We start from the raw sequence: 12,327 nt of genomic DNA on the forward strand, positions 1-12,327 counted from the left end.
CCCGCTCACTTTTTCAAACCCCCCCCCCCCGGGCCCCCCCGGGGGGGGGGGGCCGGCCCCGCCCCCCCCCGGCCGGGCCGCCGGGCGGCCCCCCGGCCCCCCCTCGGCCCGGCGTCCGCCGGCCCGGCAGGGCTCAGGTCGCGCGCCAGTAACCCAGGGCGTTCACACGGTCCTTGGGGACGGCCAGGTCCTTCCGTGCGTACGCGGACAGGGACCTGGTCGTCGCCGTGTCGCAGGCGATCCAGACGTACGCGTCGGACGGGTCGTCGCCCAGCAGGCCCGGCAGGGCCGCCTTCACCTCGGCCACCAGGTGCGCGCCCGCCTCGCGGCGGGGGACCTGGTGCAGCGTGTGGTGGGCCGGGTCCAGGCGGAACGGCAGCTTCTCGTCCGAGGCGTGCGTCGTCTCGAACCAGATCGTCGCCGGGGTCCGCGGGATCGCGTCCAGCAGTGAGTTGATCGCCGGGAGCGAGGCGGCGTCACCGATCACGAAGAGCCGGGCGGGGCCGGGCTCCGGCAGGGTGAAACCGGTGCCCTGGAGGGTCGCGTCGACGGTGTCCCCCGGCTTGGCGGTACGGGCCCAGTCGCTCGCGGCGCCGTCGTGGAGCGCGAACTCCAGGCTGAACGTTCCGGCGGCCGGGTCCGGGTCGACCAGGGTGTAGGCGCGCTGGTGAGGCTTTCCGGCCTCCTCGAACCAGATGCGCACCCACATCGTGGGGTGTGCGCCGCCGGTCGCGGCGAGCAGCCCGCCGTCCTTCATGTGCACCCGGCGGAAGTCCTCGGTGACCTGCTCGGCCCCGGTGACGGTGAACGTGAAATCGCGCCCCCGCATCAGCTTGAGGACGACGCCCTCCCAGCCATGACCCACGACTGCTCCCTTCCCTGCCCCTGCCCCAAAAACCTTTTAGGTTAGGCTAACCTAAATTACGGGGGCTGGGGAGTGGCTGAAAAGTGCCGGAAAGCGGCACTCGAAAGTGGGGATGGGACCGTGGGCGGATCAACGGCCGGGGAGTCCGGCTTCGAGGTCTTCAGAGACGACTGGGGGATACCCCATCTGCGGGCGGACAGCGCGCTCGCGCTCGCCCGCGCACAGGGCCACAACGCGGCGGCCGACCGCGCCTGGCAGCTGGAGACCGAGCGGCACCGGCTCCAGGGCACCACGGCCGCGTTCCTCGGCGAGGAGGCCCTCGCCTGGGACCGGTTCGCCCGCCAGGCCCGGCTGGAGGACACCGCCCGCCGCTGCTTCGGCCGGCTCGACCCGGAGACGGCCGCCTGGGTGGCCGCCTACGTCGACGGAGTCAACGCCGGACTCGGTGAAGGTGCCCGCGCCACGCCGGAGTTCGCGGCCGCGGGGATCGCTCCCGGCCGGTGGCAGCCGTGGACCCCGCTCGGCGTCTGGCTCTCCACCCACATCCTGTTCGCCGGCTTCCCCACGAAACTTTGGCGTGAAGAGGTCGCCCGAAGGCTCGGCGACGACGCGATCACCCTCTTCGCCACCGACGGGCCCGGCACCTCCGGCAGCAACGGCTGGCTCCTCACCGGGGAGCGCACCGTCACCGGCGCCCCCCTCATCGCGGGCGACCCGCACCGCTTCATCGAGGCCCCCGGGGTCTACCAGCAGATCCGCCTGGCCTGCCCCGAGTTCGACGTGGTGGGCCTCGCCGTCCCCGGCGTCCCCGGCCTCGCGCACTTCGGCCACACGGGCGGCGTCGCCTGGGCCATCACCAACGCCATGGCCGACTACCAGGACCTGTACCGGGAGCGGTTGCGGCGTACGGAGGACGGCGGCGTCGAGGCGCTCGGCCCCGACGGCTGGGAGACGGCCGCCGCGCACACCGAGACGATCGCCGTGTCGGGCGGCGAACCGGTGGCGGTCGAGATCGTCGAGACCGCACGCGGCCCGGTGATCGTCGGCGGGCCGGACACGGAAGCCGGGGCGGGCGCCCCGAGCACCGGGGCCACCGCTCCCGCCCCCTCCCTCAGCCTCCGCTACCCGCCCCGCGTCACCGGCGAGCTCGGCTTCGAGGTGCTGCCCGCGCTCCTCCGGGCCCGTACCGTCGCCGACCTCGACGCCGCGCTCGACGGCTGGGTCGAACCCGTCAACGTCGTCCTCGCCGCCGACACGACCGGCGCGACCCTGCACCGCGTCGCCGGATACGTACCGCTGCGACCGCGCGCCAACCAGCTGCGGGTCGTCCCCGCCCACGACCCCGCGTACGCCTGGCGCGGCCGTTACTCGCCCATGCCGCGCACCGGGTCCGGGGCCGATGCCACCGGAACGGCGGTCATGGCCAACGAGCGCGGGCTCGCCGCCCCGCTCGGCGTCGAGTTCGCACCCGTGCACCGGGCCGGGCGCATACGCGAACTGCTCGACGGGGACGAGCGCTGGACCGTCAAGGGCATGGCGGGCATCCACACCGACACCCGTCTCGACTCGGCACGGCCCCTGCTGGGTCTGCTGGCCGAGACCGCGGAGCTCGGCCCCGCGGCTGCGGAACTGCGCGGCCGGCTGCTGCGCTGGGACCGGCACATGGACGCCGACAGCACGGACGCCACCCTGTACTCGGCGCTGCGCGCGGAGGTCGTCCACCGCCTGGCGGCCCATCCCGCCCTCGCCGCCGTGACGGGCGCCGCCGACCCCGTCCGCAGTACCGCCCACCCCGAGCTGTTCCACCCCTGGCTCGCCGCGGTGCCGAGGGTCGGGTATGCCCTGGAGACGCTGCTCGGTCACGAACTCTTCCCGTACCGGGACCGGCTGGCGGCGGTGACCGAAGCCGTGGAGGCCGTCGCGGCCCGGTACGACGACGGGAACCCGCCCCTCCCCTGGGGCGAGGTGCACCGCCTCGCCCCCTGGCAGGCATGGCCGGGCACCGACACCGACCCGGAGGCGAGCCGGCCGGGACTGGCGGGCGACCACGACTGCGTGCTGTCCACCTCCAGCGTCCCCGGCATCACCGACCGCAGCGCCCGCGGTCCGGCCGCCCGCTACGTATGGGACCTCGCGCGCCGCGAGGACAGTCTGTGGGTGACCCCCTTCGGCGCGTCCGGAATACCCGGCGACGCCCACCACCGTGATCAACTCCCGCTGTGGACCAGGGGTGAGCTCGCCCCCGTGGTCACCGACTGGAATCTGCTGCACCGCGACCGACCCGATCTGCTGCACCGCGACCGATCCGAGGAGACAACCGAAGTGACCGCAGCCGCCCGCGCTACCCTCCCCGCCCAGCGCGAGACCGTGTACGAGCGGGAGGCCGACGGTCTCGGGACCGTGCGCCTCGTGGCCATCGACCCGGCCGCCGACCTCGACCTGATCCACAGCTGGGTCTCCGAGGAGCGGGCCCGCTTCTGGGGCATGAGCGAGTCGAGCCGGGAAGAGGTCCTGGAGGCGTACACCTTCCTGGACTCGCTGACGACGCACCACGGCTATCTGGCGCTCCGGGACGGCGTCCCGGTCGCGATCTTCCAGACGTACGACCCGGCGGAGGACCCGCTCGGCGAGTGCTACGAGGTGCTGCCCGGCGACTTCGGCGTCCACCTCCTCATAGGCCCGGGCGACAGCACCGAGCGCGGGTTCACCGGCCGGCTGCTCTCCGTGCTCATCGGCTACGTCTTCCGCGACCCGGCGAACCTGCGGATCGTCGTCGAGCCCGACGCGCGCAACGAGCGGGCGGTCGCCCGGATGGTCAGGGCGGGCTTCGAGCTCGGCCCGGAGATCGAGAAGCCGGAGAAGCGGGCGAGGCTCGCGTTCCTGCGGAGACCGGCCGCCGTCTAGTCTCCCGGTGGTCCGCCGGAGGGCCGGCACCAAGCCCTCCGGCCCCGGGGCGAGGTCACTTCAGATACGGCTCGAGTGCCTTGCCCCAGGTGTTCGCCACCTTCTCGTACTCCTTCTCGCAGCCCTTGGCACGCTTCTCGGGAAGGACGTCCGGGCCGACCAGGTCCTGGTACCCGTCGGGGTCGGAGCCGTACACCCAGCAGGCCCACGCGGTGGACTGCGCGCTGTTCACGGCGTGGTCCTCGGCGAAGGCCGTGCGGGTATCGCTCTTCGCGTCCTGGCCGGCCATCACCGCCCACGCCTCCACGATGCCGCTGACGAACTTCTTGTCGTCGTCGCCGGTGGTGAGGAGCACGGCGGAGAGCTGGTCCACGGCCTCCTCCTCGTCCCCGTCGACCGGCAGGCCGTTGATCGCGATCAGTCCATGGCCCAGCTCGTGCACGACGACACCCTGGGTCAGGGCGACGAGACCGGGGTCCGAGGACGACGTGAAGGCAGGTTCGATCCGCTCCAGGAACTCGTAGCAGAACGTGATGGCCCTCGTCGCCGGGTCCCAGTACGCGTCGGTCGTGCCGCAGCTCTTCGCGTCGACGGGCACGTTGTAGGGGAGAGCGATGCGGCGGTTCACATAGGCGGCGATGGCTTCCAGGGCCTTGTTCTGCCGGAGGAACGCCTCCGTCTGCCGGTCGGCCGCCGTCAGCCCCTCGGTGTAGGAGGCGACCAGTTGGCCCTTCCCCGCCGGGGAGGGGGCCCTCGCACGGGCCGCCTCGACGGCCGCGGAGGGTTCGGCGCGGCTGCCGCCGCCCTGGGCCCCGTCCGACGAGCAGCCCGCCGATGTCAGCCCCAGGACGGCGGCCAGCACGGCCGCTCCGGCCGCCCGCCGCACCGCCCGCGCTCCGGCCGGTGCCCCGCTCCACGTGCCGTTCCAGGTCCGTGCCCGGGTTCGCATCGAAACTCAGCCCCTCACGATCGGCGATCGGTCCCTCCACGACGCTCCGGGACACCGCCGGGGAGGGCCACCCTTCGGGGGCCGTTCGGGTGAGCGCCCGGCGTCTGGGAGCACCGGGTCCGGGTATCGCGCAGGGCTCGGATTCGCGGGCCCGACGGCATACGTTTGAGCCCCACCGGTCGACGACGGAGGTGCCCTCGTATGCGGCTCGCCACAACGATCTTCCTCACCGATGAGACGATCACGCCGGTCGCGCTCGCGCGTGAACTGGAACAACGGGGTTTCGCCGGGCTCTATCTGCCCGAGCACACCCACATTCCGGTGAGCAGGGACTCCCCCTATCCGGCGGGCGGCGAGCTGCCTCCCGAGTACGGCAGGACCCTGGACCCCTTCGTCGCCCTCGGTCAGGCGGCGGCGGTGACGGAACGCCTCGCGCTCGGCACCGGCATCACGCTGATCGCCCAGCACGACCCGATCGACCTGGCCAAGCAGATCGCCACGCTCGACCATCTCTCCGGTGGCCGCTTCACCCTCGGCCTCGGCTTCGGCTGGAACGTCGAGGAGGCCGCCGACCACGGGGTCGCCTGGTCGACGCGACGGGCACTCGGCCGTGACCGGCTGGCTCTGATGCGGGCACTGTGGGCGGACGAGCCGACGGCGTACGAGGGTGAGTTCTGCTCGGTGCGGGCGAGCCTGGCGTATCCGAAGCCGGTGCAGAAGCCGCGCGGCCCGGTGACCGGGCCGCGCACCCTGATCGGCGGCGCCGCGGGCCCGAAGCTGTTCGCGCAGATCGCGGAGTCCGCGGACGGCTGGCTGCCGATCGGCGGGCGCGGTCTCTCGGAGTCCGTACCGGAGCTGCGGAGGGTGTGGGAGGCGGCGGGCCGGGACCCGCGGCATCTCCAGGTCGTGCCGTACGCGGTCCTCCCGAGCCCGGGGAAGCTGGCGCACTACGCGGATCTGGGCATCGAGGAGGTCGTCCTCCAGCTTCCCCCGGAGCCCGCGCCGGGGGTGCTGCGGGTGCTGGACGCCTACGCGGCGCACCTGTAGGGACCGGTGGACGTGGCAGGGGCCCGACCACATCCGCGGGTCCGGCCCCTGCCCTCCTTCACTCGGTTCGTTCGTGGGGGTGCGCCGGTGTCAGGGGCACCGGAGGAACGTACGTGACAGGGACCGGACCAAATCTTGCCCTTGTGAGTGCGGTCATAGGCGGACAAAGACTGGTATCCCATGACCGGGCGAACCCCTCCCGCTGCAACCGGGTGAGCCGTAGTGGCATCCTTCAACACTGGAGATCGAAGCGCGGACCGCCTCCACCGACGAGTGCGGCCGCCTGGGAGTTGGGGGAGCCATGAACAGGCCGCTGCGGCACATCGCCATCTTCTGCGGGCTGTTGATGCTTGCCCTGCTGCTGCGCTCGAACTGGCTGCAGTTCGCCGAGCGCGAGGAGCTCGCGAACCACGAGCACAACCGGCGCGTCAAGATCACGCAGTTCGCCACCCCGCGCGGTGACATCATCGTCGGCGGCAAGGCGGTGACCGACTCGAAGGCCGTGTCCGGCGCCGAATTCAAGTACAAGCGCACCTTCAGGAACGGGCCGATGTACGCGCCGATCACCGGCTACGCCTCCCAGGCGCAGGGCATGTCGCTCCTGGAGAAGACGTACGACCAGGTGCTCAGCGGCCAGGACGAGCGGTTCGCCTTCCGGCACGCCAAGGACATCCTCATGGGTGAGCAGCGGCGCGGCGGCGATGTGATCACGACCATCGACCCGAAGGCGCAGGAGGCCGCGTACAAGGGGCTGACCGACATCGACGCCCGCGGCGCGGTCGTCGCCCTCGACCCGGCCACCGGCAAGGTCCTCGCGCTCGCCTCCACCCCCTCGTACGACCCCGCCGTCTTCGCCGGCAACTCCTTCAAGGAGGGGGACAAGTTCCAGGCGCTCGTGAAGGACAAGAGCAAGCCGCTCGCCAACCGTCCCCTGCGCGAGACCTTCCCGCCCGGCTCGACCTTCAAGATCCTGACGGCCGCCGCGGCCCTGGAGCACGGCGTCGTCTCGGACGTCGATGCCAAGACCGACGCGGTCTCCCCGTATCCCCTTCCGCTCTCCACGAACAAGATCAGCAGCGAGGCGGGCGACGCGGCCTGCAACAAGGCGTCCCTGAAGACGGCCATGCAGTACTCCTGCAACAACGTCTTCCTCGACGTGGCGGCCAAGCTGGGCGACGACAAGATGCGTGAGACGGCGGAGAAGTTCGGCTTCAACGCCGACGTGTACTCGGAGGACTTCGGCGACATGCTCGCCACGAAGAGCCTTTACCCGGAGGAACTGGACAAGCCCGGCACCGCGCTGACCGGTATGGGTCAGGGCTCCCTCACCAGTACCCCGATGCAGATGGCGATGGTCACGGCGGCCATGGCCAACAACGGCAGGCTGATGCAGCCGTACATCGTCGACGAACTCCGTGGCCCCGACCTCTCCTCCCTGGAGCAGAACGAGCCGCAGCTCATGAGCCAGGCGGTCTCCGAGGAGACCGCCAAGAAGGTCCAGGAGATGATGGAGTTCACCGCCAAGGAAGGCAGCGCGCAGAAGGCCCTCATCGACGGCGTGACGGTCGGTGGCAAGACCGGCACCGCCCAGCGGGGCGTGGACGTGCGCAAGGAAGTCCCGTACGGCTGGTTCGTCTCGTACGGCAAGAAGGCCGACGGCCAGTCGGTCGCGGTCGCGGTCTTCATCGACCCGACGGCGATGGACATCTCCCGCGAGGACATCTCGGGTGGTGGGCTCGGCGCCCCGATCGCGAAGAACGTCATGAAGGCGGTGCTGGGGAAGTAGGCCCCCCGGCCTACTTCCCCAGCGATGCCCCAGGGCCTCCCTCGTATGGCGCTGACAAGGTCTCCCTCACCCGGCGCCGCCCTAGGTCTTCCCCCCGGTAGGTGCCGCGCCGGGCCTTCCCCCCGCCCGGCGCCGCACTAGCTCTCCCGTGTCCAGCGCTGTGACGCCTCTCCGGCGCACTTCGACGTCACCAGGAAACTGGTCGTGCCCAGGTCGAGGCAGCCGCCGTTGGAGACGCTCAGGAGGCGGCCGCCCGAACTGGTCCGCCAGTTCCGGCCGGCCTCCTGGGCGCAGTCGCCCACGAAGACGGCCTGGCCGGGCATGTTGGCGTACAGGCACTGGCCGGTCTGCTGGTTGACGAGCTTGAAGCTGCCGTCCGAGCGGCTCCGCGTGGTCCACCGTGCGGTCGAGTCCGAGCAGGAGCCGAGATCCGAGCCGCCGTAGGTCTGGGTGATGCAGCCGTCACTGTCGCCGTTGCGGTAGCGGTAGGTGCCTGAGGAGGGCGGCGGGGCGGCCGACGACGGGCCCGCGCCGCCCGCGCCGGAGGCGGCGGCCCCGCCGGAACCGCCGCCTCCAGCAGGGTCGGCGGGGCTGCCGTCGGAGCCGTCGTTCCCGGCCGGGTCGTCGGCGTCGGTCCCGGTGCCGCCGGCCGCGGCCTGGGAGCCGTCCCCGCCGCCCTGCTCCCGGTCTCCGTCGCTCTTCGCGCCGTTCTCCCCTGCCGTGTCCCCGTCCCCGTCCGCGGCCTTGTCCCCGGCCTTGTCCTTGCCGTGCGGCTTCGCCGGTGACTTCGTGCCCGAAGGGCTCCCGCCCGAGGCCGACGCGGGGTCGGCCGGTGCCGGGACGGAGACCGACGGGTTGATCTTCTCCGTGGCCTCCGGCGAGGAGATGTACGGCAGGAGCTGGAGGGCGAGGGTCGTGCCGCCCACGGTGACGACGACGGGGACGACGGCGAGGAAGGCGCGCTTGCGGCGGCGCTCGGGGCGCTCGGGGCGTTCAGACTTCGACTCCGCCTGCTGCTCCGGCCTACGCTCCGGTTCGGGGCTCTCCGGTTCGGGGCCCTTCTCCGGTTCCGGGCCCTTCTCCGGTTCCGGGCCTTTGCCCGCGAGCGGGACGGTCGGCGTGTCGATCTTCTGCGTGCTCGCGGCGAAGACGGCTCGTTCGGTCAGCCGCTCCGTGAGGGCCGCGGGCCACAGTGGCCCGGTGAACGGCCCCTGCCGATCGGCGTGCTCCAGGAGTTCGGCGGCGGTCGGACGGCCGTCGGGGTCCTTGTCGAGGCAGCTCGCGACGAGCTCGGCGAGATCAGGGTCCAGCTCCCGCAGGGGCCGCAGGTCGGGCTGTTCGTGGACGATGCGGTAGAGCACACCGTGGCCCGAGTCCTCGCCGAAGGGCGGCCGGCCGCACGCGGCGTACGTGAGGGCCGACGCCAGCGCGAACACGTCGGTGGCGCCGCTCAGTCCCCGTGATCCCGAAGCCTGTTCGGGCGCCATGTACGCGGGCGTGCCCACCACCATGCCGGTTCGGGTCAACTGGCTCTGCTCGGTGGCCCGGGCGACGCCGAAGTCGATGAGGGTGAGCCCGTCGAGGGTGAGCATCAGGTTGGACGGTTTGATGTCCCGGTGCACCATGTCCAGCGCGTGCACCGGCGCCAGGGCGGCCGCCGTCTCCCGCAGCAGCAGCCACAGCGCACGGGCGGGCAACGGCCCGCCGTGCAGCTCGACGGCCTGTCGCAGGGTGAGCCCGGGGACGTACGCGGTGGCGAACCACGGCGGCATCGCGGTGCGGTCGCCGGCGAGCAGCGGTGCGGTGGCCTCCACGGGCAGCCGGGACAGGTTGTCGAGCTCGTGCCCGAACCGTCGCAGGAAGTCGGCGTCCTCGCCCACGACGGAGGACAGCAGTTGCTTGACGGCCACGTACCGGCCCTCGTGGACACCGAGATAGACCCGGCCCATGCCACCGGCCCCGAGCCGCCCCGCCAGCGGAATCGATCCGATCCGGAGCGGGTCCCCCGCCTCCAGGGGCTCGGCCCCGCTTCCCTCCAGCTCGAACACGTCCACCCCGTAGAATTGGAATCAGTTTCTAGAAACCTACTCTAGAACCGGTAAGGATCTCCATGACCCCGAAACAGCAACGCGGCGCGGTGACGGCCGACTTGCTCCTCGACGCAGCGCTGCGCCTCTACGGTGCCGAGGGCGAGCGGGGTATCACGGTGGGCGCGGTCACCAGGGCGAGCGGCGTCAGCCTGGGCAGCCTGTACCACCACTTCGGCAGCATCGACGGGCTCGTGGCCGAGCTGATGAGCCGCTGGCTGACCCGGTTGCTGGGCGAACTGTTCATGTCCCTGCAGGAGGCCCGCACCACGCGTGCCGCCATCCACGGTCTCGTGCGGACCTATCTGGCCTTCGTCCAGGAGCACCGGGATGCCGCCCTGCTCCTGCACTCCTCCACGGCCGACCAGCACACCATGGCCCAGGGCAAGGAGATCCGCGATGCCCAGGAGGCCCGGTTGTCGGCCTTCGCCCAGTGGCTCCAGCCGCGCATCGAATCGGGCGAACTCGCTTCGCTGCCGGTCCCGTTGATCGAGTCCCTGGTCCTCGGCCCGGTCGTCGCCGTCGCCCGCCGCTGGCTCTCGGGCATCGACGACGTCGACCTCGACGAGGCCGCGCGCATCCTGCCGGAGCGGATCTGGCGGTCACTGGCCCCGTGACGGGTGCCCGCCCCGGACCCTTACGAGCGGGCGGGCTGGTTGGCGATCAGCAGGGTGGTGCCGGCCGCGCGGAAGCCCAGACGGGCGTAGATGCGGGCGACCGCGTCCTCGGCGTAGGCGAGGAACACGGTGTGCACGCCGTGGTCGCGCGCGTGGGTGGCGAGGGCCGCCATGACGGCCGCTCCCAGGCCCTGGCGGCGAGCTGTGGGAAGGGTCCCGATACCGCCGATCTCGGTGATGCCGTCCGCCGGATGGTAGTGACCCACGGCGAGGGGAGTCCCGTCGGCTGCGAGAGCGGCCACGAGGACCTTGTGACCGTCACGGAGGACCGGCCGGACGGCCGCGAGCGTGCCATCGTCCACCAACTTTGCTGCCACCAAAGCCAGTTCTCCGCGCCCGGCGCTTCCCACCGCCGTACCCGCGTCGGCGAAGGCCAGGCGGGGGAGGGCCAGGGCGGCGGGCAGGGCCGGATCGTCGGCGTCCAGAGCGCGGAGCGTGACGCCGACAGGCAAGGGCGGTGGCGGCAGCGGGTGGTGTGGGTCGAGGACCATCAGCGGGCGCTCCAGGACGGGCAGACCCGCTCCCTCGATCAGGCCGCGCATCGAGGGGGCCACCTCATCCAGCCACTCGAACGCCTCCGGCACGCCGAGCTCCCGCTGCCGGCCCCGTACGCGTGCGATGTCGGCGCCCGTGACGGTGGCCGCCCCCGCGGCGGTGGGCCGGGCATGACTCGGCCCGCCGTAGTACGGGGCACCCGCCGGCCCCCGTACGAACAGCCGCAACGGCCCGTACGCCTCCGCCTCGGCGAACACCAGGGGCACGGTGGCGTAAAAGTGCTCTATACGGGCGCGAAGCGACGGCTCTGTCATGCGCTGCATCCCATCACGGCGCGGTGCGGCACCTTCATCGGGGGCCGTGCGGTACACCGAGCCCGCAATCCTTCCGGAAACCGGGCCGCGCGCGGCCCGAGACGACCCCGTGACGGCCACCGAGGGGGCGCACGGCGGGCGCTGGCCGCCGCGTGGCCCTCCCGGAACCTCCCGCCTGCGCAACAGCCCGCAGACGACCTCCGGCGACGTTCACGCATGCCCTCTGACCTGCGGTTTCGCGCTTCTCCGGCATACCATGCACCCCTCGGAAAGGGGCAGTTGATGGACCGGAACATACGCAGTGTGGACGACGTACTGAGACTCCTGGACGGCCTGTTCGCGCCGGAGGCCGACCGCTGGACGGCGGGCGGGGCCTCGTGGTGGGACGGGTTCTACGCGGACCGGTCGAAGGCGGTCCCGTTCTTCGTCGCGAAGCCGGACGAGAACCTGGTCTCGTACGCCGACCGCGGCCTGATCACCCCGGGCGGCCGCGCCCTCGACCTGGGCTGCGGCCCCGGCCGCAACGCCCTCCACCTGGCCGCCCTGGGCTACGAGGTGGACGCCGTCGACCTGTCCCCGGCGGCGATCGCCTGGGCCGGGGAGCGGGCGGACGAGGCGGGGGCCGATGTCAGGTTCCACTGCGGCGACGCGTTCGCGCTGACGGCCACGGAACTCGCCGGGCCGTACGACCTGGTCCACGACTCAGGCTGCTTCCACCACCTGCCGCCCCACCGCCGCATCAGCTACCTCACCCTCCTGGACCGCGTCCTCGCCCCCGGCGGCCACCTCGCCCTCACGTGCTTCGCGGCGGGAGGCATGGGCTCGGAACTCTCCGACGAGGACTTCTACCGCGAGGCGGGCCTCGAGGGAGGACTCGCGTACACGGCGGAGTCGTTGCGCTGGATCTTCTCCGACCTGACGGAAATCGAACTTCGCCGCATGCGCGACGAGCCGCCCGAGTCCCAGCTGTTCGGTGAGTCGTTCTTGTGGACGGGCCTGTTCCGTCGGGGATAGTTCTGCCTCGTATGCCCAGTACGACAAGGCCCGGCAGAGGGTCCCCTCCATCACGAACGCAGCTCACGCACCCGAATAGTTACGGCGCATTGTGGAGTACGTGTGCGATCATCGCGTGCGCTCCTTACATGTCACACACATGTCAAGCGGTGCCCCTGTGTGCCATCGAGCCCGCCCGCTGTTGGCGGC

General features: G+C 72.0%; 9 protein-coding genes. 5 read left to right on the plus strand and 4 right to left on the minus strand.

What is annotated here, in order from left to right; genetic code table 11:
• Positions 1-133: 133 nt before the first annotated feature.
• Positions 134-865, minus strand: coding sequence for a siderophore-interacting protein (locus tag ACFWSK_RS15710; protein ID WP_383785545.1), 732 nt, complete (start codon positions 863-865; stop codon positions 134-136).
• Between the two features lie 120 nt (positions 866-985).
• On the opposite strand from ACFWSK_RS15710, the gene ACFWSK_RS15715 reads away from it, so the two are divergent.
• Positions 986-3,769, plus strand: coding sequence for a GNAT family N-acetyltransferase (locus ACFWSK_RS15715; RefSeq protein WP_383785549.1), 2,784 nt, complete (start codon positions 986-988; stop codon positions 3,767-3,769).
• Between the two features lie 55 nt (positions 3,770-3,824).
• Here the strand turns inward: ACFWSK_RS15715 and ACFWSK_RS15720 are convergent, their stop codons facing one another.
• Complete coding sequence (locus ACFWSK_RS15720) at positions 3,825-4,718, minus strand: DUF4344 domain-containing metallopeptidase (RefSeq protein WP_383785551.1); 894 nt, start codon at positions 4,716-4,718, stop codon at positions 3,825-3,827.
• A 201-nt stretch (positions 4,719-4,919) separates the two neighbouring features.
• Here ACFWSK_RS15720 and ACFWSK_RS15725 point away from each other — a divergent pair, with 201 nt between their 5' ends.
• A complete protein-coding gene (locus ACFWSK_RS15725) occupies positions 4,920-5,765 on the plus strand; it encodes an LLM class F420-dependent oxidoreductase (protein ID WP_383785553.1) in 846 nt (281 codons plus the stop codon).
• 301 nt (positions 5,766-6,066) lie between these two features.
• Positions 6,067-7,551: a peptidoglycan D,D-transpeptidase FtsI family protein gene (locus ACFWSK_RS15730; protein ID WP_383785557.1), complete on the plus strand. Its 1,485-nt coding sequence runs from the start codon at positions 6,067-6,069 to the stop codon at positions 7,549-7,551.
• A 137-nt stretch (positions 7,552-7,688) separates the two neighbouring features.
• Here the strand turns inward: ACFWSK_RS15730 and ACFWSK_RS15735 are convergent, their stop codons facing one another.
• Positions 7,689-9,599, minus strand: coding sequence for a protein kinase (locus ACFWSK_RS15735; RefSeq protein WP_383785765.1), 1,911 nt, complete (start codon positions 9,597-9,599; stop codon positions 7,689-7,691).
• Between the two features lie 62 nt (positions 9,600-9,661).
• Between ACFWSK_RS15735 and ACFWSK_RS15740 the strand changes: the two genes are divergently transcribed.
• Positions 9,662-10,255 (plus strand): TetR/AcrR family transcriptional regulator, encoded by a 594-nt coding sequence (locus ACFWSK_RS15740; protein WP_383785559.1) that lies wholly within the window; start codon positions 9,662-9,664, stop codon positions 10,253-10,255.
• 20 nt (positions 10,256-10,275) lie between these two features.
• On the opposite strand, the gene ACFWSK_RS15745 is transcribed toward ACFWSK_RS15740, so the two are convergent.
• Positions 10,276-11,124, minus strand: a complete 849-nt coding sequence (locus ACFWSK_RS15745; protein WP_383785561.1) for a GNAT family N-acetyltransferase — start codon at positions 11,122-11,124, stop codon at positions 10,276-10,278.
• Between the two features lie 282 nt (positions 11,125-11,406).
• On the opposite strand from ACFWSK_RS15745, the gene ACFWSK_RS15750 reads away from it, so the two are divergent.
• Positions 11,407-12,138 (plus strand): class I SAM-dependent methyltransferase, encoded by a 732-nt coding sequence (locus ACFWSK_RS15750; RefSeq protein ID WP_383785564.1) that lies wholly within the window; start codon positions 11,407-11,409, stop codon positions 12,136-12,138.
• The last annotated feature ends 189 nt before the right edge of the window (positions 12,139-12,327 follow it).

The sequence above is a fragment of the Streptomyces sp. NPDC058620 genome, assembly GCF_042717135.1.
In the GTDB taxonomy this organism is placed as follows: domain Bacteria; phylum Actinomycetota; class Actinomycetes; order Streptomycetales; family Streptomycetaceae; genus Streptomyces.